The 22653-nt window shown below is 47.0% G+C and carries 14 protein-coding genes; 5 read left to right on the top strand and 9 right to left on the bottom strand.

Features of this window, described 5'->3' with window-relative positions; genetic code table 11:
* Positions 1–72 precede the first annotated feature (72 nt).
* Positions 73–681, bottom strand: a complete 609-nt coding sequence (locus SAPGRDRAFT_RS03870) for a hypothetical protein (protein ID WP_002657342.1) — start codon at positions 679–681, stop codon at positions 73–75.
* Between the two features lie 22 nt (positions 682–703).
* Entirely contained in the window at positions 704–1498 is a 795-nt protein-coding gene (locus SAPGRDRAFT_RS03865; protein ID WP_037349812.1) for a hypothetical protein, read from the bottom strand.
* A gap of 183 nt (positions 1499–1681) precedes the next feature.
* Between SAPGRDRAFT_RS03865 and SAPGRDRAFT_RS03860 the strand changes: the two genes are divergently transcribed.
* From SAPGRDRAFT_RS03860 to SAPGRDRAFT_RS03840, 4 genes are all read left to right on the top strand, one after another.
* Positions 1682–2092 carry a hypothetical protein gene (locus SAPGRDRAFT_RS03860; RefSeq protein WP_002657339.1) on the top strand — a complete coding sequence of 137 codons (411 nt, stop codon included), beginning with the start codon at positions 1682–1684 and terminating at the stop codon, positions 2090–2092.
* Positions 2093–2183: 91 nt separating this feature from the next.
* A complete protein-coding gene (locus SAPGRDRAFT_RS03855; RefSeq protein WP_002657337.1) occupies positions 2184–3050 on the top strand; it encodes a helix-turn-helix domain-containing protein in 867 nt (288 codons plus the stop codon).
* A 628-nt stretch (positions 3051–3678) separates the two neighbouring features.
* Positions 3679–4539 carry a hypothetical protein gene (locus tag SAPGRDRAFT_RS03845; protein WP_002657335.1) on the top strand — a complete coding sequence of 287 codons (861 nt, stop codon included), beginning with the start codon at positions 3679–3681 and terminating at the stop codon, positions 4537–4539.
* Between the two features lie 27 nt (positions 4540–4566).
* Positions 4567–6666: a ComEA family DNA-binding protein gene (locus SAPGRDRAFT_RS03840; protein ID WP_002657334.1), complete on the top strand. Its 2100-nt coding sequence runs from the start codon at positions 4567–4569 to the stop codon at positions 6664–6666.
* A gap of 418 nt (positions 6667–7084) precedes the next feature.
* Here SAPGRDRAFT_RS03840 and lipA read toward each other — a convergent pair whose 3' ends face one another.
* Positions 7085–7975 carry a lipoyl synthase gene (gene lipA / locus SAPGRDRAFT_RS03835; protein ID WP_002657330.1) on the bottom strand — a complete coding sequence of 297 codons (891 nt, stop codon included), beginning with the start codon at positions 7973–7975 and terminating at the stop codon, positions 7085–7087.
* 371 nt (positions 7976–8346) lie between these two features.
* Positions 8347–9096 carry a hypothetical protein gene (locus tag SAPGRDRAFT_RS03825; RefSeq protein WP_002657327.1) on the bottom strand — a complete coding sequence of 250 codons (750 nt, stop codon included), beginning with the start codon at positions 9094–9096 and terminating at the stop codon, positions 8347–8349.
* Positions 9097–9276: 180 nt separating this feature from the next.
* Between SAPGRDRAFT_RS03825 and SAPGRDRAFT_RS03820 the strand changes: the two genes are divergently transcribed.
* On the top strand, positions 9277–11874 hold the full coding sequence (locus SAPGRDRAFT_RS03820) for an FtsK/SpoIIIE family DNA translocase (protein WP_002657325.1): 2598 nt from the start codon (positions 9277–9279) through the stop codon (positions 11872–11874).
* Positions 11875–12166: 292 nt separating this feature from the next.
* Here SAPGRDRAFT_RS03820 and SAPGRDRAFT_RS03815 read toward each other — a convergent pair whose 3' ends face one another.
* The 5 genes from SAPGRDRAFT_RS03815 to SAPGRDRAFT_RS03790 all read right to left on the bottom strand — a co-directional run bounded on the left by SAPGRDRAFT_RS03815 (position 12167) and on the right by SAPGRDRAFT_RS03790 (position 22601).
* On the bottom strand, positions 12167–15187 hold the full coding sequence (locus SAPGRDRAFT_RS03815) for a CHAT domain-containing protein (RefSeq protein ID WP_002657322.1): 3021 nt from the start codon (positions 15185–15187) through the stop codon (positions 12167–12169).
* A gap of 208 nt (positions 15188–15395) precedes the next feature.
* Positions 15396–18869 (bottom strand): S8 family serine peptidase, encoded by a 3474-nt coding sequence (locus tag SAPGRDRAFT_RS03805; protein ID WP_002657320.1) that lies wholly within the window; start codon positions 18867–18869, stop codon positions 15396–15398.
* A gap of 389 nt (positions 18870–19258) precedes the next feature.
* On the bottom strand, positions 19259–20032 hold the full coding sequence (gene tpiA, locus SAPGRDRAFT_RS03800) for a triose-phosphate isomerase (protein ID WP_002657317.1): 774 nt from the start codon (positions 20030–20032) through the stop codon (positions 19259–19261).
* Between the two features lie 15 nt (positions 20033–20047).
* Positions 20048–20701, bottom strand: a complete 654-nt coding sequence (locus SAPGRDRAFT_RS03795) for a SanA/YdcF family protein (RefSeq protein WP_253271259.1) — start codon at positions 20699–20701, stop codon at positions 20048–20050.
* 193 nt (positions 20702–20894) lie between these two features.
* On the bottom strand, positions 20895–22601 hold the full coding sequence (locus SAPGRDRAFT_RS03790) for a S8 family peptidase (protein WP_002657315.1): 1707 nt from the start codon (positions 22599–22601) through the stop codon (positions 20895–20897).
* Positions 22602–22653: the final 52 nt, after the last annotated feature.

Raw genomic sequence — 22653 nt, 5'->3', positions numbered from 1 at the left:
CTCTCCAAGACTTTTTTTATGAAAAAGTTTAGGGAGCTAAAATGAGGATGAAAGCTGTTCTTCTAGAGCGAGTTATTTTTGTTTTTTCAGGATAGATTTTTGGAGAACAATGCTGTTTGCTGCGCTTACTTCAAAGCTTTCTTTGCCAATTTTAGCGGAGCTTTTTCGGACTTTGTCTTTAGGGACCATAATAATTTCTTTGTAGAGGAGGTCGCCTTCTACTCGGTCCACTGTAGTAATTTTATTATTGCCCACTTCAAATTGGCTATACAAGCTATTGCCCATTAAAATCATGTCAATTAGAATTCCATCTTGTTCATCGAGGATATAATGCCCTTGGGCTTGGCTTTTATCTTCTATTAAGAGATAGTCTTTGAGGACGGTTTTGGGGACGAGTTGGCTAGAGTCAAATTCGGTGGTCCAGCTCCAAACGCCTGGCTTTTGAGGTAAGACCTCATGTCGGCAAGGAATTTTGCCCCTTAGTTGTCCATTGACATACCAGTACATTTCGCCTTCATAGCGGCCTTCCCAATCTTTAGGAAATTGGCTAAGGCTATCTTTTGGAGAAAGAGATGTAGCGCTGGGCAGAGGTGTTATCTCTTGAATGACTTTATTTTCTTGTTCTTTGTTTTGGCAGGCCAAGAGGCCTAGGGCCAAAAATAGGAGAATGCTTTTTTTCATAGGGGAAATTGGCGCTAAAGGGTTAAGGAAGTTGTTCTAAAAAGGATAAATAGTTATTGCTAGAAAGCATAGTGGGAGAGAGGGGACAGTTGTTATTGTTGCTAAGCGCTGCGGGCCAGTCAAAGTCAGAATTAAATCGCCAAGCCCAGTCAAAATCATTTTGTCCTTCTACTCTTTGCAAAAAAGAGCGCATACTATCCGGAGAGCTATAAATTTGGCAGAGCAGGGCTTCAAATAGGGGCTCTAGTTGCTGCATCTCTTCTTTTTTGTAGGCTACGGTTTCTACTAGCGCCAAGAGTTGAGCAGGCTCATCGGGTTCGGCCCCAAGGGCAAGGTCCAATAAATAGCTAATTGAAAAGGCCTCCTGTAGTTGCTGGCTAATAATTCGTTGGTCAATGCTAAGCATGGCATGGGCCAAAACGGCCTTTAATTCTTCTTCATTGGCCAAAAAGCGAAGGAAGTCTGTAGAAAAATATAGATAGCCGCCAGGGGCCACAAATAGTTGCTCTTTTTCTGCTGCCTGAAAAATACGCAACTGCCAATTAAAGGTTTGGGCATGCTCAAACTGAGGTTGGGCCAAACAAAATAACAACAGACTGTCTAAATAATTATAAGCCTGTGGATAGTCTGCCGTTTGTAGTAGCTCTACTTCGGGCAAACTATCCCAATGGGCCAAAAACTGCGCATCTATGGCTTGCCCAATTCGGCTGTCATCTGCAGGCTGCAACTGATGCTCAATTTTAGCGGGCTCCTGCTGACAAGCAAGTAGGCTGAGAAGCAAACAACAAGCAAGCAAATGTATTTTAAAGAACGACATGCGTAAGTAGTTAAGTAGGCGTTAAAATGGGCCGCAAAATACAAAAAAAACGTAGCTATTTTATAATGGCTATTTGTACCACTAAAGCGGACTAATCATCTAAAAAAGGGGCAAGAATACTTTGATCACTTTTTATTCTGCTCAAAAGTATTATATTACCAACAAATAAATCGCAGCAGAATTTTGAAGCAATTCGGATTATATTTACTCATCTGTACTTTGCTCTTGCCCCTTAGTCGGCCTTTGCAAGTATACCTTTCCTATAAGCTACAGCAGGAGCTTATAGCAGAGGAGTTTTGTGTAAATAGAAATATTCCCGATGAGTTTCCTATGTGCCAAGGTAAATGCTACTACAAAGAGCAGCTAAATAATTGGGCCGAAGATGCTGAAGAGCAGGAAGAAAAAGGCCTAGACTCGAAAAAAGAGCTGCACATTAACTTTTTGTATGAAGATTTGGCCCCAGCTACTGCTAGGCTAAGTAATTCCATTATTGCCATTCCCTTTATTTTAGAACCTGCCCCTTTTCCAGCCTACTGTTTTTCTGAAAATCCTGGGCCAGGTCTTTCTGTCTTTCACCCTCCACTTTTAGGATAAATTCAAACCGTTTTTTGAATTTTATTGTGTTCAACAAGCTAAGAATCAGTTTGTTGGGCCTGTTTCTATTATCCTAATAAAGTGGAATCTCATGACTATTCACGCTATATATCAGCCCCAAGATGGGCCGCAACTCATTGATATGCAATTGATTCAGCCCAAGGCTGAACTGCAACTTCCTTTGCTAGAAGGAGGCTATAGTTTCTTTTATTTGTCGGCTGGCCAACTTAAGATGGAGCTCAACCGTCGCCAAACGACCTTAACAGCTGGCCAAGCGCTTTTGCTTCGTCCCGATCAAATTCTGCTTTCTGCAGAAGGAGAGGCTGCTGAAGGCTATCTGTTTTCTTTTTCGCCAGCTTTTTTCGAGCAACGCTATCACAACAATATTCTCAAGGCTTTTGCCTTTATGCAAAAAGGCCTTTTGGCCCTAGTCGATTTGCCTCAGGATGCGGTAAGCAAACTAAATGTTTTGTTGGCTTGTATGTATAATGACTACCAGCAAGAGCCGCAGCAATTGGCCGTATTGCGCTCTTATGCCAATATTATTTTCTTTGAATTGCAAGAGCGTTTTGCTCCCGAAAAAATGGCCCGCAATATTCAATTGGCCCGTCCTAACCGACAGGAAGAAAAAATGCTAGAGTTTGAGCAGTTGGTAGAGGAGCATTTTCAGAGCTCTAGAGCGCCCTCTTTTTATGCGCAAAAATTGTTCATTAGCACCAATTACCTCAATAAATTGTGCAAACGCGTTTTTGGTAAAACCTCTGGGGCAGTTATCCGCAAAAGAGTGCAACTAGAAGCCGAGCGCCTGCTTTGCCATAGCAACCTCACTATTGCCGAAATTTCTCAGGAGTTGGGTTTTGAAACGCCCTCTTATTTTATTACGTTTTTCCGTAAGAGCCAAGATTGTTCTCCAGAGCAATATCGCCAAGGCCTACAACAAGAGCTAGTTTCTGCCTAAGCCTCATTTTAGCGCTAAACAAAAGACCCAAAATCCTAGATTTTGGGTCTTTTGTTTTTTAGCGGCCCAGTCTTAAGGCCATGAGCGACAAGCTTATTTTTTGCTTTCAGCTTTAATTAAACTTTAAGAAAGCCAAGCCTCTTTTGTAGAAGGCTACTGAATTATGTAATTTGTTGGGCGGCCAAGCGCTGGCTGCCTTGCTCCCTTTGGCCGAAGGCCAAATGAAAGCCCTGCCACTTCTATCCTTTGAATTAATTTCCTGCTATTCTGCCTTATTTTTCTCAGCCATAGCTAGGGCTATGCCTTTAAAAAATGCCTTGACTAGCCTGAAGTTTTTATCAAAGAATGGCCGAAGCGCAGGGCTTCCATTTGGCCTAGCGATGTGCAGCAGTGGCCGTTAGGCCAGACCGAGCCGCTGAAAGCGGCGAAGGGCCGAGCAGACTTGCGAGCTGCGAAACGTAGCGCCGACGACCAAAGGGAGGCGGAGGCCCCAAAATAGCAGCGAGCTGCGAAACGACAACAAGAACTTTAGTTCGCAGTTCGACGACCAAAGGGAGTAACCGCCGCAAGGCGAAGCCGCAGCGAAGGCCCCAAAAAAAACCAACATCATCAGCAAATTACAAAAACTATGAGAACGCTTTACACTCTTCTTTTGTCCAGTATGGCTTTTGGACTTTTTGCCCAGCAGGGCCAACCTCAATCGGCTGCGGCCAGAGGGGCGGCCTTGGGGAATGCATCGGTTGCTTTTACCGACATCAATGCCGCTTACAGCAACCAGGCTGGCCTTGCTTTTTTAGAAGAATTGAGCTTTTCGGCCTATGGCGAGCGGCGATTTTTGGCCGAGGGGCTCAACTCCTTTTTATTTGCGGCGGCCTATCCCTTAGAAAATAATCAGGGGACCTTTGGTTTGACGCTGAACTACTTTGGTTTTTCGGCCTATAACGAGCAAAAAATTGGCTTGGCCTATGCCAGAAAGCTATCGGAGCGTTTTGCTTTGGGGGTACAATTAGATTATTTGGGGACACGGATTCCGAATTATGGCTCGGCCAATAGTTTTACCTTTGAGTTGGGCTTGACGGCCAAAATTACTGAAGAATTGACATTAGCAGCGCATGTATATAATCCGGTACATGCCAAATTGGGCCAATTGGACGAGCGTCTGCCGGCCCTTTTTAATTTGGGTTTGGCCTATCATCCCTCTGAAAAAGTGGGGATTTATGCGGCCCTAGAAAAAGATATTTACAATCAGCCTTTTGGGGCCAAGGCCGGTATTGAGTATCAGGCCCATAAGGTATTTAAGTTGCGAGCGGGCATGCAGCTCAGTGATTTGAGCCAGCTTTCTTTTGGTTTGGGCTTAGACCTAGACGAGCTACAAATTGATTTGGCCACGGCCTATCATCAAGTGCTTGGGTTTACGCCTTCTTTTGCCCTAAGTTATCGCTTGCAAAAGAGTGAAAAACCCGCCGAGGCCAAAACAGAAGAAGAATAAAATTGCCCATTTAATACTTTGTCCATTATGTTAAGACGATCATTATTGGGCCTGTTTATGGGCCTAACTGCCAGCCTTTTTGGTCAGGTAGATACTACAGACGCTCCTTTAGATGACAATAGCGCCACGCAAATCCAGATTGAAAACTTGGTGGATGATGCCGATGCGCAAGAGTTTGATTTTGATACAGAATTTGAAAACCTCGAAATCTATCAACGCAACCCTTTAGACATCAATAAGGCGAGCCGGGAGGAGCTACAGGCCCTGAACTTACTGTCGGCCATTCAGATTCAGGCCTTGATTAACTACCGAAATCGCTTTGGCCAAATCTTTTCGCTCTATGAACTACAGGGCGTGCCCACTTTTGACCAAAGTAGCATTGCCAAAATTCTGCCCTTTGTCAGTCTAGAAGCCACTAAGGAAATGGAGGCTTTTAGCTTTAAACGGGCCTTTAAATATAAGCGGCAGCAAGTTTTTATGCGCTATCAGCGAAATATAGAGGATCAAGCTGGTTTTCTGCCTCAGGATGGGGAAGATCCCGACTTTTTGGGGAGTCCCGACAAACTTTATTTGCGTTATCGCCTCACTTACAAGGACCGTTTGAGTATGGGCCTGACCTTGGAAAAGGATGCGGGTGAAGAATGGCTGACGCCTTTTAGTCAGAAAAACCAGACGAAATTACCCGATTATTTTTCGGCCCATTTCTTTATCAAAGATTACAATAAATGGGTCAAAGCCATTGCCTTAGGCGATTATCAGGTCTATTTTGGGCAGGGACTCACCACTTGGAGTGGCTTTGGTACCCGAAAGGGGGCCGCCGTGCTCAATATTAAGCGCTTGTCTAATAAAATTCGCCCCTATAGTTCGGTCAATGAGGCCTTGTTTATGCGGGGTGGGGCGGCCACGATTGGCGGCAGCAAATGGGAGGCGACGGTCTTTGGCTCGCACCGTTTTAGAGATGGCAATATCTCTTTGGTCCAAACCGATAGCCTAGATGATTCTTTTGAGGTCTTAGAGGTTTCTTCTTTGCAATTGAGTGGTCTGCATCGGACCGAAAACGAATTGGAGGACAAAAACAGCTTGCAGCAAATTACCACGGGGGCCAATATGACCTATAAGGCCAATACTTGGCGAATTGGCGCAAATGTAGTCTATAACCGCCTTAGCGACTCTTTGGTCCGCACGCCCCGCCTCTATCAAAAGTATGCCTTTAATGGGCAGTCGCTGCTCAATGCTAGTCTAGATTATAATCTGGCCTACAAAAACCTACAGTTTTTTGGCGAAACGGCGCTGAGTGATAATGGCGGCTTGGCAACCATCAACGGCCTGACGGCGGCCCTAGACGAAAAAGTGAGCATGGCTCTGATTTATCGGAATTATGCCAAAGAGTATCAGACCCTAACGGGCAATGCTTTTGGCGAGTCTTCTGGAACCAATAACGAAAAGGGCCTATATATGGGCCTCAATGCCAATTTGGGCCGTGGCCTGAGCTTTAGCGGCTATTTTGACCTCTTCGTTTTTCCTTGGCTGCGCTCCAATATTGACGCACCCTCCAAGGGACATGAGTATTTTGTTCGCCTAGATTATCAGCCCGCTTACCGCTGGAACCTCTACTTCCAATATCGCTTTGAGCAAAAAGAAGGCAACCGCTCTGATAATGCCACGCCCTACGATTATCTGATTGACAAAAAGCGGCAAAATGCCCGCATTCATTTTCGCTATCGCCTGAGCCGAGAGTGGGAAATCCGCAGCCGAGCGGAGCTGTCCTTCTATGAGGACCATGAGTTCAGCAAGGGCTTTATGATGTACCAAGACTTGGTTTGGTCGGCCCGTTTTGCGCCCCTCAAGGTCCAAACTCGATTTGCCATTTTTGCCACCGAAGATTATGATACCCGCATTTATGCCTACGAAAATGATGTGCTTTACGCATTTTCGGTGCCCGCTTATTATGGCCGTGGCAGCCGATTTTACATCAACACGAGCTATAAATTTAATCGAAAACTAACGCTTTGGGTCCGCTATGCACAAACTTATTGGGCCGATCGCGAGGAGATTAGCTCGGGCCAAAATCTAATTTTGGGCAATACTCGCTCAGAACTAAAAGTGCAGCTCCGCCTAAAGTTCTAAGCCATTTTGCTCCATTTTTTAAGCAGCAGTTCAGTTTTGGACTGCTGTTTTTTTTGGGGCCTCCCGCCTTCGGCGGGCGCTACGCTTCAGGGCTCGCAGGTCTGCTCGGCCCTTCGTCGCTTCGCTCCTCGGTCTGCGGCTTTGCCGCCCCCTTTCGCATCGCTAGGCCGCTCAGCTGTCTTTTTTCTTTTGGCTGTTTTCCTCGGCGGTTGGGTAGTTTTGCGTTCAGCCCATGGTTATGGGTCTATGCAAAAGCGAGCTAAAGCCTTTGTTTGCTATGGGCCGATGGTTTCAACCCTCGGCTCATTTTTATTGCGTTTAGTATGGCCTTTTGGTTGCTGTGGGTTTCAACCTACGGGTTCAAAAAAACAACCGCCAAACAATTATAAACTAAAAAAGGCCCCTAAGGGCCTTTTTTTTATTTCTTCTGATTGGGATAAACATGTCGTTCTGCATGATAAGAAGAGCGGACGAGGGGCCCACTTTCTACAAAGTCGAAGCCTTTTTCTAGGCCGACTTGCTCATATTCTGCAAAGAGGTCGGGATGGATATACTCGGCCACTTCGATATGCATTTTGGTAGGTTGCAGGTATTGGCCAATAGTGAGGACATCGCAGCCATGTTCGAGCAGGTCGTCCATGATTTTGAAGACATCTTCTTTGCTTTCGCCTAGGCCGACCATGATTCCTGTTTTGGTCCGTTTGCCATAGTCTTTGATGCGTTGGATTTGCTCTAAGCTGCGTTTGTACTTTCCTTGGGGGCGTACTTTGCGGTAGAGCGATTCTACGGTTTCCATATTGTGAGAAACCACTTCTTGGCCGGCAGAAATCATAGTTTCTAGGGCTTCCCAATTGGCGCGCACATCGGGGATGAGGGTTTCGATAGTGGTTTGGGGTGATTGTTCTTTAATGGCCCGAACAGTTTGGTGCCAGATAGCGGCGCCTCGGTCCTTGAGTTCATCTCGGTTGACGGAAGTGAGGACTGCATGTTTGACCTGCATGAGGCGGACGGCCTCGGCCACTCTTTGGGGTTCATCCTCATCATATTCTGGTGGGCGGCCCGTGGCCACGGCACAGAAAGAACAAGAGCGGGTACAGACATTGCCCAAAATCATAAAGGTGGCAGTACCTTCGCCCCAGCATTCGCCCATATTGGGGCAGTGGCCACTTTGGCAAATGGTATGCAGTTTATATTGGTCCACTAAATCGCGGACCTTTCTATAATTCTCGCCGATGGGGAGTTTCACCCGAAGCCAATCTGGCTTTTTGCGGCGTTCTTTTTTAGATTCAACGATTGGAAGTTCGAACATACAGCAAGTTTTATTTTGAGAACAGCAGAAATTGGCTTCTGTTCGGTTAGCTGATGGAAAAGAATGGGGGCAAAATTACTGTTTTTTGCCCAAAAGCCGAGGAATTTAGGCCAATTAAGTTCAGTTGGGCTGCGCCGAAGGCGCAGTGCGGCGCAGCCGCAGATTGGCCTAGCGATGTGCAGGGGGGCGGCGCAGCCGCAGACCCAGGCGCTTGCGCCGCAGGGCCGAGCAGACCTGCGAGCCCCGGAACGTAGCGCCGCAGCGAAGCTGCGGAGGCCCCAAAACATCAGTGAGCCCCAGAACGACAACAAGCCCTTTAGGGCGCCAGTTCGACGAGCGAAGGGAGTAACCGCCGCAGCGAAGGCCTCAAATTACCAGCGTTTACCTAGATAAAAGTGGATAAAAATATTGACAAAAAGGCGTTCGTCGGGCTGTTCGAGCATAATGGGCATTTCTTGGAAGAAATAGTCGGCAGAGAGGCCAATTTCGATAGCTTTGGCGATTTGGTCGCTGGGGCCAAAATCAAAGTAGAGGCTGCCTTGGAGGTAGAGGCCTGTGCGGCCTTGGAGCTCGTCCCAGCCCATAGAAGAGCTAGATGCGCCGTTAATATCTAGGGGGTCTAAAAACTTATAGCGATTATCTTCGGAATAGGTTTCGGAGCGGATAATTACGCCATCATTGCTTGTTCTGTAGATGAGGTCGAGATAATAGGGTTTGAGCAGGCCGAGGTTGAGGCCGGCGGTATAGCTCCAGGCGAGGGCGAGATTTTGTTTGCGGCTTCTGGGCGAGAGGAAAAAGCGTTGGCCAGCGCCTAGGCGGAGGCTGTAGAGGCTATTTTGTTTGCCAAAAGTGTATCGGCTTTGGCCGCTATTGCTAATAGAAATATTGTTATCATTGTCCATCACCCGTTCTTTGGGGTGTTTAATATAGGCAAATTGGGCTTGGCCTAAGAAGGCGCGTTTTGGCTGGTAAAAATGGCTGTAGGTCCCGCCGAACATATAGCCTCGGCTGTGTAGGCCGCCCCCAAGAACCACTTCATGTTGATGGTTGGGGGTATTGTCATTTTGGGCAAAAGTAGAGAGTGCGCCGAGGAGGCAAAAGAGGTAGAGGATAAATTTCATAGGCGGTGGAGGTTTGAGGGGGCTAAATTGAATTAAAAACGTAAAATTTGGGGTGTTTGTTTCGCTTTTGCGGCCCTAGGTCTAGGGCTATAGGGGATAAACGAGCTTTTCTTGCTAGAGGACTGGCAAAGCTACTAATTTTCCTTAAATTTGGGTTTCGCAAAACTTTCAGCAAAAAGCATGTCTAAAGCCAAGAAAAAAAAGAAGTCTGGAGGACAAATCTCCATGAATTTTTATAAAGACGAGCGTTGGCCCAAAATGATTGGGTTATTTCTCATTTTTATATCACTTTATTTACTGATTGCCTTTACTTCTTATCTATTTACCTGGAAACAAGATTGGGACAAAGCCTATTGGGCCATCCTGCTTCGTCCGCAAGAGATGAGTAATTGGTTGGGCCGTTTGGGGGCGGTGCTTTCGCATAGCTTCTTTTATTGGGGCTTTGGGATTTCCTCCTATGTTTTTGTGGGCTTGTTTTATAAAACGGGCTACAACTTGGTAATGGGCGAGGGGATTCGCTCTATGCTCAAAATTTATCGTCGGGGCTTGGTCAGTATGGTTTGGACCAGTTGTTTGCTACAATTTATTTTTCAGTCGGCTAGCTCTCAGTTTCCTTGGGGCGGGAGTTTTGGTGCCCTAATTATTGGCTCGCTCTCTTCTTTTGTGGGAACGGCGGGCATTGTGGGCATGCTAATTTTTATTGCCCTAATTATTTTGGTCTGGCTACGCAACCCCAACTTTCAGGAATGGACCCCGCAGTTCTTTATGTCGAGCTTGGCCCCAAAAACAGTGCTGCGCAGCCTAAGCCGAGTCTTTAACAATTTTATCAAAGGCGAAAGCCCCTTTCAGGCCGAACAGCTGCCCAAAAATCAGCCTAAACCCAAAGATGTAAAGGCCGCAGGGGATAAAAACGAAAGCCTCAAAGAAAAAGAAGAGCCCAAAACGCTTCGCCCCCGAACGCAAGAAGAGCGAGAGGCTGAGCTGCCCAAGCATACCGAAGACCAACGCCTGCGGGCCGAAGGACTTGTGGCGGAAGAAGCCAAAGCAGAAAAGAAAAGCAAGAGCAAAGAATTGGAAGAACGAGTAAAGGGCCTGACCGAAAACCAACTCGAACTCAATCTAGAGGCCAAAAAGAAAGAACAGGCCGAATCGGATGGAGAACTAGATGTAGAGCTCTTGTCTGATCAAGACAAATTGGCCCAAGATGTAGCCATCGCAGAGGAAAACTCGGACCATATCGAACCCTATGACCCCACTCTAGAGCTGCCCCGATATGAAAGCCCCGTTTTAGATTTGCTAGAAAGCTATGAGGACCAAAAACCCGTTATCGATCGGGCCGAACTAGAAGCGAATAAGGACCAAATTATTGAGACCTTACTCAACTATAAAATCGAAATCGTTAAAATTAAGGCGACCATCGGGCCCACCGTCACCCTCTATGAAATTGTGCCCGCCCCAGGGGTGCGTATCTCTAAAATTAAGAACTTAGAAGATGATATTGCCCTGAGTTTGGCCGCTTTGGGGATTCGGATTATTGCCCCCATTCCTGGCCGAGGAACGATCGGTATTGAGGTGCCCAACCGCAATAAACAGATTGTTTCTCTCAAAGAGGTGCTGGCCTCGCCCAAATTTAAAAATGCCAAAATGGACCTGCCCATCGCCTTGGGGAAATCCATTTCCAATGAGGTTTTTGTCGCCGATTTGGCCAAAATGCCTCACTTGCTGATTGCAGGGGCCACGGGCCAAGGTAAATCGGTGGGAATCAACACCATCATTGCCAGCCTGCTCTATAAAAAACACCCCTCTCAGCTCAAACTTATCCTGATTGACCCCAAAAAGGTAGAGCTTTCGCCCTATAATGCCATCGCTTCGCACTTTTTGGGCTACCTGCCCGGCGAAGAAGAGGCCATCGTGACCGAAACCGCTCAGGTAGTTCAAACCCTCTACTCCCTAACCGTAGAAATGGATGAACGCTACAATTTGCTCAAAAAAGCAAGGGTGCGTAACCTCAATGAGTATAATGCCAAGTTTGTGGCTCGCCGCCTCAATCCCGAAAAAGGCCACCGCTTTTTACCCTTTATCGTTTTGGTCATTGATGAATTTGCCGACCTTATCATGACCGCAGGCAAAGAGGTCGAGCTGCCCATTGGCCGCCTCGCACAGCTGGCCCGAGCCGTGGGGATCCACCTGATTATTGCCACACAGCGCCCCTCGGTAAACATTATTACCGGGGTCATTAAGGCCAACTTTCCCGCCCGCTTAGCCTTTAAAGTAGCCTCAAAAATTGACTCCAGAACTATTCTGGACGCTGGCGGAGCCGAACAACTCATTGGCCGAGGAGATATGTTGCTTTCTTCAGGATCTACCCTGATCCGCCTCCAATGTGCCTTTGTCGATACCCCCGAAGTGGAGCGAATTATTGAACATATTGCCGAGCAACCTGGCTATCCAGAACCCTATTATCTGCCCACTTATGGCGAGGAGGGCGGTAGCGGTGGCGACCAACTCAGCCAAGTGCTACACGATCTAGATGAGTATTTTGAGGATGCGGCCCGCCTGGTCGTTATCAATCAATCGGGCTCTACTTCCATGATCCAAAGACGCCTCAAATTGGGCTACAATCGCGCTGGCCGCATTATGGACCAACTAGAACATACCGGCATTGTAGGCCCCAATCAAGGCTCCAAAGCCCGAGATGTCCTCTTTATGGATGAAATCGAATTGGAGGAATACCTCAAACACCTTAAAGACCAAAAAAATAAGTTGAGCTTTAAATAAAGAAAAGCCCAGTACGCTAAGTATTGGGCTTTTTTATGATGTTTTGGGGCCTCCGCCTCGCTACGCTCGTCGGCGCTACGTTTCAGGGCTCGCAGGTCTGCTCGGCCCTTCGTTTTTCGCTACGCTCAAAAACTCGGTCGGGCCTGTGGCCCCCCTTTCACATCGCTAGGCCTGCGGGCCTGACGGCCCTTTGAGCCAGCCCTGCCTGCAGATCGGTTACTCCCTCTGGTCGTCGAACTGCACCCTAAAGGGTTTGTTGTGGCCAAGGCGCTTCGCGCCTTTCTGGACCAAATTAGGCTTCTTGCTTTTTTCTTCTTCTAAACCAAAGAAAACCGCCGCCCAATAAAAGAACTCCCGCAGCACCTAGGCCATACCCCCAAAGCGAAGAAGGGCTGTTAATAGGCTGGCTATCGCCAATCAAAATATAAGGTGACCATAAAAAAGGATGCGAGGTTTCATGATTGCCCGCCGCCAAAAACATGGTTTTGGCTTTTTGTAGGGCCTTGTCTTTGGGCATGCCCTGCTTGAGGTTGTAGTAAAAGTTTTCTACCAAGGCCGAGGTCGCTTGGTCATTTACCGACCAAAGGGTGGTAAAAATACTTTTGGCCCCAGCATAAGAAAAACTCCGAGCCAAAGAAATACTGCCCTCACCTTCATTGAGCTCTCCCAAGGCTGTTTCGCAGGCAGAAAGGACCACCAAATCGGCTTTGAGCTGCATATTGTAAATATCGCTCACATACAAAAACTCATTTTCTATGCTATCGGCAATTTCGGTAAAGGCCAAAAGCGAGAAATCTGGATCTTGGTCGTTGGCCATGCCATGGGTGGCAAAGTGAATAATTTTATAGTCTTCGCCTAGCGCTTTAAATTTATCTTCAGTTGCTTCTTGGCCCATAAAAATATCGCCTGCGCCCCAAATTTCACGGACTCGTTCCACCTCTCTTTTATTATAAGTAAGTGGAGAAAGCGCAAAGCGTCGACCCCGCACAAAAGAAGCTGCTCCCTGCCCAAACTCAGGGGCAAAAGCCAAAAGTTCTTTTTTAGCCTGAGGGCCTTTGCGTTCCTTCATTTCTTGCCAAAGTGTTGCTGAATAGTTGTAGCTAATGGCGTGTTTCTGGATCAAATAAGGGTGCGTTTGATAATTTGTGGGCTGCTCCACCTTAGCGGTAATCATTGGCTCAAAGGGCAAAGTAGCCAAAGCTCCAGCGGGCACAATAATGAGCCGTTCAGGCAGTTTGCCCAAGGGCGCAATAAGGTCCTGATAAAAAGCCAACCCTTGCTCATAAAAAGCCTTTGCATCTTCTTTGTAGCTCTCCTCTGTTTTTTTGCCTAGGCCCAAATAATGCCCATAAATGCTATTACGGTAGCTTTTGATGCGTTTGCTTAGCCCATCTCGGCTAATTTTATGGCGTTTTAGTTGAATTTGGTCCTTTTGGATGCCAAAGCTATAAGTATATTCTTCTCCAACAAAGAACTCTAGCAGCCCTTGGTTTTGGGCCAAGGCCGCTTGGCAGCTCTTTAGGTCGCGGATAGGCAACTCATATTGCATTTGATAATAGGCTGGATAATCTTCTTGCAACTCTTTTTGAAAGTTGCTAAAGGCTGTTTCTTGGGCCAACAGTTCTTTTTCTAAATTTTGGGCGGCTTGCTCCTTGCTTCGGCCCGCCTGCTTATACTGAAAAATATCCTGCTTAAGAGCGGTAATTGTTTGGCGGAAGCCCTCCTCTTTCTCCAGTAGTTGCTGAGGCAAGCCCGCTTCTTGTCTGGCTTTTGCTGCCTGAAAAGACTGTAAGAGCAAAAAGCTTTTTGCTCGCTCTGAGTAATAGAACGCCTTTTCTAGGTATTGAGGGTCTTCTTGGCCTAAAATATAGCAGGCATTGAGCGCATATTTGTAGTCTACTACTAAGAAGCTAGACCAAGCCATTTGTCCTCCAGATTCATTAAGCTGTTTGCGGATTTCATCTACTACAGCATCATAGACCTCCATAAGGGCCAAGCTTTTCACTAAAAGGGCTTTGTCTTTTTCTTGGGCGTATTGCTCTTGGTAGAAGCGTATTTTTCGGATCAACACAGTGGAAAATAAATCGAGATGGCTAATCTGATTTACCCAACTTTTGGAAATATTTCCTTCTACTTCTGCACCTTCTTTTAAGAGTGCGCGGCCTGCCATATCTAGCTGTTCTTGGGTGTTGGTCCATTTTTTCTGAGCTGCAGCTAATGTAGCAAGAGTAGAAAATAAGTTACTTTTACTGAAAGTGGTAAGTTGAGGGGACTTTATTAGTTGGTTAATCTCCTGTTCTATTTTTTGAGAGGAAAAAGCAGCGTTCTGATTATGGCTACTAAAAAAAGTCGCCATAGTTAAATACTTATTGAATTGGTAAGGGGTTAGGCTACTTTTATCTATCTCTTCAAAAAAATTAAAAGCTTTTTTCATATAAGTTTCATCAGGCTTGTCTACATAGGCCAGCCTATAAAACTCTATGATTTTGAGTTTAGATACTATGCTATTTACTTTATCTTGTCCAGCTTCATAAAATGCAAGGGCTTTTTTTTCTGTTAGGGCCGCTTGAAGCATTTCCTTATAGGTAGTTGCTTGTTCATAGATGGAATTAGCTTTTTTAGTATAGAAGAAAGCTTGCAGGCGTTGATTACTTGCTTTTTGATCTAGATTTTTAAGTTTAGGCTCTATAGCATTTAGTAATTGGAGGCCCTCCTTATAGCGTAAGGAGAGGGTTAAGTTATTGGCTAGCTCAATTTGAATGCGATAAATGACTGTTTCTTCCGCTTTATTTAGCTTAGCGAGGGCCAAGCTTTTTGCTAATTTTGCATTAGCTCTTTGGTAGGCTCCAAAACTGTTGTAAACGACCCCTAGATTGAAAAAATCTCGAAAGAGTTCGGGGTCATTGGGGTTGGCTTTTTCTCTTAGTGCCAGGGCGGTTTCTAGGGTTGGAGTGGCATCAATCAGGTTATCTTCATAGTAGTAGGTATAGCCTAGGTACTTATGAAGTAGGGCCATACCTTGGCCCTGCATCCCGAGCATTTCTTGGCCTTCTTTAATGGCGTTTTCTAGTAATTTTCGGCTATTGGCATAGCCTAAATCATTCATTTGGCCCTTGATCCATTCGGCTTGGGCTTGTAGATATTGATCGGCTTGGCCTTGGGCCTTAAATTTTTGGGCAGCTTGTTGGTAGAGGGTCTGAGCCGCGGCTGGGCTTTCTGCCGATTGGGCCTGTTCTAGATACTCTTCGGCGGTTTGGGCCAGCAGAAGATGGGGCAAGAGAAAGGGGAGGAGGTAAAGGCTTTTTTTTAGCATAATTAGGGGAGTTTTTTTGGGGTGTGGGGCCGAAGCAAGAAGTTTAGCTTTTGCTCTGCTGTTGAGCGGCCTAGCGCTGTGTAGGGGTGGCCCGCAGGGCCAGACCGAGCCGCAGGAGGCGGCGAAGGGCCGAGCAGAGCTGCGAGCCCCGAAACATAGCGCCGACGAGCGCAGCGAGGCGGAGGCCCCAAAAAGTAAATAGAAGAACCTACTGCTTGATCCATTTTTGGACCTGCAGACGATCATTTTGGCGAGATTCGATCAGGTACATGCCAGCGGGCAAGGCCGAAAGATCTAGGGTTTGGCTAGTTTGAAGCTCTAGTTGTTGCCAGACTTTGCCGTCTAGGCTCAGGATGCGAACCATGAGTGGGCCATTTAGGCTTTGCAGGCGAATTTGGCCTTGGCTAGGGTTAGGAGAAAGCCAGAGCAGGTGCTCCTCTTCATGGGCAGAATCATAGATGCGCTCTTGGCTTAGAACATAGTTGTCTGAGCAAGTTTGACGATCAATGGTGTTGTATAGAATTTGGCGAGCATCTTGGTAATGCAGACGACCTCCAGAGCTAAGTTTTAGGCTATCATCCGATTGCAATTTTGTGCTAGCCAACAAGAGGGCATTGCGCACAGCACAAGCCGAAGCATCGGGAAATTCATCAAAGAGTTGGGCGGCTGCACGAGCCACCTGAGGAGCGGCAAAAGAGGTCCCCGACTGGCTTTGCATAGTCGTTTGGCCAGGAACAAAAGCATCTACCTGCCCATCGGCAGCCAAATCAATATGCATAGCGCTATAATTAGAGTAGCTGGCCAAGAAGTCGGGATTGTTGGGGTTTAGGGAAGCCACGGCCAAAACATTGTCGTTAAAGCTCTCCTGAGGGTCCTCCTGAAAAGGCGAATTAGAGGGCCAGTGTTTTTGGTTGGCCGTATTGTAGCCATCATTTCCAGCAGAAGTAACCAAAAGCAAATGCTCCTTACTGCCTGCATATTTAATCGTGTTTTCTAGCAAAATACAAGGCTCTCCATAATAGCCCCAGCTTGCATTGACCACGCGAATGCGGGCCGTATCGCCAGAAGGAAGAACATCGGCATAATCGGTGGCTTGGCGAAGTGCACAAGCGGCTTCAAAAACAGAACCTGCTCCTGTTCCATTGGTATACTTATAAGGCACAATGGCAATATCGTCATTACTGTTGCTATTGGGTAGGATATTGGGGCTAGAGAAACCGCCAAGAACCGAGGCTACGGCTGTTCCGTGTCCGTGGTCGTCATAGACATTGCCGTTTCGGTCTAGGTAGTTCCAACCCCAGCCATTGTCTGGCTCACAATCGCCATCATCATCAATGCCATTGTTATCATTATCTTCGGTATTGACCCAGATGCGTTCTTGCAAACTACTATTATTATAGTCAATACCGGCATCAATCATCCCAATTAGAACGGGATTGTTGTTGGGGTGGCTGGGCGCAAAGTTGGGGGCTGCAGCACTACCACTACCACCTGGGCCGAGGAGTTGGTAATTGGGGTCGGCACTGAGGAGCTCTGCTTGTCCTCTTGTGGTACTTGCCGTATTTCTTGTCCCTCGCCCTACATTTTCCACCAAAGCTTGATTAGAAGTATCGCTAATTTCCCAAAGCTCAATAGAGCCACAAACACAAGAATCGATCAAGCTAACGCCTAGCTCTTCTCTAAGGGCCAGTTTTGTTTCTGCCGAAATGGTATCTTGAAATTGCACCAACATCTGCTGGCAGTTAATCGGAGCGCCCAAGCTATCAAAACAGTTGCCCACAATTAGGCGTTTTGGGCGGCTAGCAAAGCCCTTGAGCGGAAAAGAATCATGGCGCACCTCGGCAAAGTATTTCCAGACAGAATGCGCTGCCGAATCAAGCGGTCCGACTCTCAAAATATTGGGATGATCAATATCTGGCCCAGCCAAAAAGCCTGTATCTGTGGCCGTAACTGGAAAAATGGTATTATCAAAACCCTGTGGAGTTCCATCAGAGGCTAAGCCGCCCAAGCTTTCTAGAGTAAGTCCCTTCGTTCTAAACCAACGAACAGTATTGACCAAATTGGGGTCAAAGCCTACATTGCTGGGGAGATAAACATATTTGCCAGTGCCTCTCCGACGAACACCGCCCACTCCAGCACTATCGATACCCGTACCATAGGTAAAAGCAGCTAAGGTATCAAAAAGAAGACCCGCGCCAGCTCCACTATTCCAATAAGGTGGAATATAATGACTAACAGGAGCAGTAACTCCCGCAGGAAGGTTATTGTGTACGGTAAACTGTGGGGCATTCACTGCTCGAACTAGCGTAAAGAAGTCATCAAAATGAAAGCGGTTGCCATCTATGCCAACGCGCTTCAAATTACTAAAGTTACGAACATTGCCAGAGGTGGGCTGTAGCTTTCTAAAGTTACAATTAGAAATGTCAAAGGTAGTCAAAGGAGCATTGAGATCCTGGGCGGTTAAAAAATCTTCTAGCGGAAAAACACCCACCAGTCCCAGATTGCCAGAAAGGTTCAAAACCTCCATAAATTCAGCGGTATTATCCGGAAAACTACTGATCTGCCCATAAAAAAAGTTGTTGTTTAAACGCAGTTCTCGAAGCTCTCTATACGGAGCCAAAAAGTTATTGTCCAAATGGCAACGAATGGTATTATGAGACAAATCTAAATACTCCAAGTGATTAACACTATTCTGCAAAGGATAAACACTATCCAACTCATTATGCGATAGGTTAATGTATACTGCAGTCGCTTGATCTACCAGCTTATCCAAATTGGCTATACCATCAAAGTTGTTATACGAAAGGTCCAAATGAAGGCTGTAAGGCGTAAAGTTGGGCGTCGGGTCCGGAAAAGGGTAGGTGGTTCCCGCCGCCACATTCATTGCAGAACTGGCCTCCAAACGGCTCAATGGACAGTCTTCTAGCAGCTCCTCAATATGAGCACTTGTGGTCATCGCATTATTACTAATGTCAAGCAAATTTAAAACAGTCGCATTGGAGGCATTAATGATGCCCGTCAAGGCATTGTCCTTGGCCTTCAATACCTCTAAACTACTCATCGCCGATGCCATATCTAACTGCCCCACAAAGCCGTTTCCACTAATGTCAAGTACTCTAAGGTTTTGAGCACTAGCTGGATAAAAGGAAAATAAAGCGCTAGGCGTAATAAAGGTATTATGGGAATATAGCTCTTCCAATCCAAATTGCCCCGAAAAATTGATACTGTAAAAACTGCTATCATAGAATAACGTATTATTACTAATATCAACTACTCTGAGCGCTTGCTGCCCCCCCTGAAACATAGCAGCAGGAAAAGAACCCAACAACCCACAACTGTCTAAGTAAATCTCTTCCAAAAAGAAAAAATCAGCTAAACTATAACTCGTAATGGGCATAGATAAAGGCAATCCACTCAAATCAATCCGAATGACATTCCCAGAGGCATCCGTATCTACACCATACCAATCTGAAGCCGGGTTAGTAGGTACCCAAACTTCTGTACTCGCCAAATTAGGCGAAGAGTTCCAACTATTAGGTATAGGTATATTCAAGCTATCTAAACCACCAAATTTTTGAGCAAATTCTAGTAGCTCTACAGAGTCTATTGTGCTAATTTGCGCCTGCCCAAAAAAAGGCATAAACATAAAGAGAAGGATAAAGGGGTAGGGGGATTTCAACATAGTTTCAGTTAGTTTAGGGTTAATTTGCTAAATGCAAAAGTCAAAGTCACAAAAATAGGGCAGGATTAGCAGTTTAGCGCAATTTATTTACTTTAACGTAAGTCAATGCCTATTTATAAGCCATTGCTACTATTATTTTATTTTCTATCTGATGAGGTTTTGGGGCTGCCCCTCGCCTTTGGCTCGGGTCGGGCTGTGTCGCAGCTCGCTGTTCGCTCGGCCCTGCGGGCTTTTTCGCTGCGCTTCAAAAGCCCTAGGTCTGGCCTTCGGCCACTGCTATCCATCCCTCAGCCGGCGGCTTCGCCGCCTCTAGATGCAAAATGGACCAAACAAAGAAGCCCCTGGCAACTAGTTGCCAAGGGCTTCAAGCTAAAAAGCAATTGCGCAAATTATAATTTCTTGCGTGCAGCTTCTACTATAGCCAAAAAGTCTTCAGCATCTAAAGATGCACCGCCCACCAAAGCCCCATTGATGTTGGGCTGGGCAAAAAGGGCTGCCGCATTGCTCGGCTTGCAACTTCCACCATACAAAATAGTCGTTCTCTGGGCCAAATCCTCAGAAAATTGTTTGGCCAAATAAGCCCGAATAAAAGCATGCATTTCTTCGGCCTCTGCCGGACTAGCCGTCTGCCCCGTGCCAATGGCCCAAATCGGCTCATAGGCCAAAACGATCCGCTCCATCTGCTGGACATCTAGTTGCCCCAAAACGTCCTGCAATTGCTGCTCTACAAAAACCTGCGCTTGGCCCTCCTTCCGAACCGGCCAAGGCTCTCCAAAACAATAGATCGGCTGCAAGCCCTGACGCAATGCTTGCTTGACTTTGGCCGTGAGCATCTTAGCATCTTCAGCAAAATCTCTTCTGCGCTCAGAATGGCCCAAAATTACATACTTAAGACCCAAATCCGCCAACATAGAGGCCGAAATCTCTCCCGTATAAGCCCCCTCTTTCTGAATATGGCAGTTCTGGGCCCCAATATATACATCAAAACGATCTTTGGCCAAGGTCTGGGCCGTCTGCAAATGAATGTAGGGCGGACAAATCACCATTTCTTTGCCCTCGGGCAAAGGTTCTAGGGCCGAAATAATCTGATTCAGTAGCATGATCCCTGGAATATAAGATTTATTCATCTTCCAGTTGGCTACCACTAATGACTTAGCTTTCATTTTTTATGGGCAATTTTAAACTTGAATATCTATTTTTTCTCCCAAATACTTGGGTGCTGTCCCTAAGATATATAAATCTACCCAAGCCCCCAAACGGGCCAAATATTCTCTGTAAATCACTTTCTTATTGGACCATTTCGGAAAGTCTGCATCATAGGCAATGGCATCTATACCACAGGCGCTAGCAATCCATAAGGCCCGAGGATTATGAAAACCCTGAGAAATAATAGTAATCTTTTGCTGCTGAAAAATCTTTTTGGCCCGCACCACCGAGTCTAAGGTCCGCAAACCCGCAAAATCCATCGTAATGGCCGAGGCAGGAACGCCTAACTTAATGAGCTTTTCACGCATATCTCGGGGCTCATTATAATTGTGGTTGCTGTTGTCGCCACTCACTAAAAAATGCTTCACTTTGCCGGCATGATAAAGCTCGGCGGCGGCTTTCATGCGCAAACTAAAAAAAGGATTTTCATAACGGCCATTGACCGAACGAGAGGTGCCCAAAACTAAGGCGACTTCTCTAGCCTCAATCTGCTCCACATCTTGGTAAGATTGCCCTTTGGCCCAGCTCAACATAGCATAATTGACCGAAAGGAGTAAAATAAGAGCCGTAGCAGAAAGCCCTAAAGCCAAATAGGCCATTTTTTTCCAATGCTTTAATATTCTCATAGTTGGTAAATTGGTGGTTCAAATAGGGGCTTGGGAAATGGGGAGGCGGCAAAGCCGCCTTGGCCGAAGGCCAAAAATGGCCTAGCGCTGTGCAGGGGTGGCCGCAGGCCAGACCCAGCCGCCAAAGGCGGCGCAGGGCCGAGCAGACTTGCGAGCCCCGCAACATAGCGCCGCAGCTTTGCTGCGGAGGCCCCTAATGCTGCAGAATCAACTTTGCTGAAAACTGCTCGCTTTTTCGTCCTTTGGGCCAAAGATTGAGCAAATAACTTCCTTGGGGAATGGCCGAAAAATCTAGCGGCAAGCTGCGGCCCAAAAGTGGTGCCTCGCCTCGGGCGACCTCTTGGCCCAATAAATTGAAGAGGCGATATTCTATTTCATCATAGCTATCGGGCAATAATACAATGAGTTTTCCTTGGCTAGGGTTGGGCAAGATACTCAATTTGTAGGCATTATCTTCCATGATGGGGTAGACTAAATTGGGACGGACCAAGGCCAGCGCCCGCCAAATATCTAGGCGGCCCCAACCAGCACTAAAATTGGGATGGGCATCTTGGGTCAAGCCGCCACAATCTTCGCCGGGCAAGGGCAAAGCCGATTGCCGCAAAATTTCTTCTATGCGCTCTACATCTCCCTTGAGCTCGGGGGCGGCAGAGAGCAAAAGGGCCACGGCCGCAGCTACATGAGGGCCTGCCATGCTAGTGCCCGAAGAGCTGCTATAGCCCTCATTGAGGACCGAAGAGCGGATATTGACCCCGGGAGCGGCAATGTCTGGCTTGGGCTTGTCGTTGCTTGGATTAAGGGATGGCCCGCGGCTACTAAAGCCTGCAATTTGGTCCTCTATAGTACTGGCGGCCACCACAAAAGATTCTCCAAAAATAGCGGCTGGATTTTGAATACTGCCGCAGCTAGGTCCGTCATTGCCAGCCGAAACGACCACCATAATCCCCGCTGCCTTGAGGTTGATCACCGCTTGTCGAAGCAGGGCGAAGTTATCGGAGTGGCAGCCCTCTACGGGAGGGCAGCCCCAGGAGTTGTTGATCACATCGGGTGCTTTGCTGGGGTCTGCATCGCTACCACTAAGGTTTGTGGGGGCCAAAAACCACTCAAAGCATTCTAAATAGCTGGCGGGGCTGCCCCAGCCTCGGTCCATATTTCGGCAGCCCATCCATTGGGCCTCAGGGGCAAGGCCAATATTTTCGTTGGGGGCCAGGCCCGTCATGGTCCCCATAGTATGGGTACCGTGAGCATGGTCGTCGCAGGGGGCTTGGGCATCAAAGCCACAGGGATTATCTGAATTATTGTGCAAGGGGCTGGCCTCATGTATGGCATCATGCCAGTTATAATTATGGTCGTTTTGGGCCGTTCCTCTATATTGGCTATTAATGGCCGGATGCTCCCAATCGTAGCCCGTATCTTGGCCCGCTAGCACTACGCCAGCGCCCTTAAAGCCCAAGGCCCAGAGAAGCTGCGCCCGAACCTGCTCAATCCCCCAATTGCTATAGCTTTTGCTGCCATGGGCTACTGGAAAACTCGCCTGCATATTGGGGTTGGGGAGAATGCGGGCAATATCGGCTCGCTGGGCCAACTGCTCCAAATCGCTTGCTTTGGCCCAAACTCTTATTGCATTGACCACTAAAAAAGACTGATGCTGAACCTCTAAATTCTCTAATTGGGCCAAAATAGGCGCCTGCACAGCCTGCGCTTTTTGGAGTTGGGCAAAGACATAAGTTCCCTTGGCCAATTTCCCCCTTTTGGGAAGCTCAGGAAAGTCAGCCTGCTGCTCCAACAATAAAAAACAGTCAATTAAGGACTCTTGCTCCATATCAATGATGGGCGAAATCTTTTGGGCCCAAAATAAGGTCGGCAAAGAAGACAAAAAAAGCAGGTAGATGATACGCATAAATGATTTTATTTAGATGAGGTCCGTAATAATAAGTTTGTTTAAAATACGT

Origin of the sequence: Saprospira grandis DSM 2844, assembly GCF_000275825.1 — a bacterium.
GTDB classification, from domain to species: domain Bacteria; phylum Bacteroidota; class Bacteroidia; order Chitinophagales; family Saprospiraceae; genus Saprospira; species Saprospira grandis_A.
The sequence above is the reverse complement of the archived record's forward strand: the minus strand, read 5'-3'. Positions and strand labels throughout refer to the sequence as shown.

What these genes read in the sequence shown, in the direction of transcription:
- SAPGRDRAFT_RS03870 (WP_002657342.1), bottom strand. Translation starts at nt 681, where the DNA reads ATGAAAAAAAGCATTCTCCTATTTTTGGCCCTAGGCCTCTTGGCCTGC.
- SAPGRDRAFT_RS03865 (WP_037349812.1), bottom strand. Translation starts at nt 1,498, where the DNA reads ATGTCGTTCTTTAAAATACATTTGCTTGCTTGTTGTTTGCTTCTCAGC.
- SAPGRDRAFT_RS03855 (WP_002657337.1), top strand. Translation starts at nt 2,184, where the DNA reads ATGACTATTCACGCTATATATCAGCCCCAAGATGGGCCGCAACTCATT.
- SAPGRDRAFT_RS03845 (WP_002657335.1), top strand. Translation starts at nt 3,679, where the DNA reads ATGAGAACGCTTTACACTCTTCTTTTGTCCAGTATGGCTTTTGGACTT.
- SAPGRDRAFT_RS03840 (WP_002657334.1), top strand. Translation starts at nt 4,567, where the DNA reads ATGTTAAGACGATCATTATTGGGCCTGTTTATGGGCCTAACTGCCAGC.
- lipA (WP_002657330.1), bottom strand. Translation starts at nt 7,975, where the DNA reads ATGTTCGAACTTCCAATCGTTGAATCTAAAAAAGAACGCCGCAAAAAG.
- SAPGRDRAFT_RS03825 (WP_002657327.1), bottom strand. Translation starts at nt 9,096, where the DNA reads ATGAAATTTATCCTCTACCTCTTTTGCCTCCTCGGCGCACTCTCTACT.
- SAPGRDRAFT_RS03820 (WP_002657325.1), top strand. Translation starts at nt 9,277, where the DNA reads ATGTCTAAAGCCAAGAAAAAAAAGAAGTCTGGAGGACAAATCTCCATG.
- SAPGRDRAFT_RS03815 (WP_002657322.1), bottom strand. Translation starts at nt 15,187, where the DNA reads ATGCTAAAAAAAAGCCTTTACCTCCTCCCCTTTCTCTTGCCCCATCTT.
- SAPGRDRAFT_RS03805 (WP_002657320.1), bottom strand. Translation starts at nt 18,869, where the DNA reads ATGTTGAAATCCCCCTACCCCTTTATCCTTCTCTTTATGTTTATGCCT.
- tpiA (WP_002657317.1), bottom strand. Translation starts at nt 20,032, where the DNA reads ATGAAAGCTAAGTCATTAGTGGTAGCCAACTGGAAGATGAATAAATCT.
- SAPGRDRAFT_RS03795 (WP_253271259.1), bottom strand. Translation starts at nt 20,701, where the DNA reads ATGAGAATATTAAAGCATTGGAAAAAAATGGCCTATTTGGCTTTAGGG.
- SAPGRDRAFT_RS03790 (WP_002657315.1), bottom strand. Translation starts at nt 22,601, where the DNA reads ATGCGTATCATCTACCTGCTTTTTTTGTCTTCTTTGCCGACCTTATTT.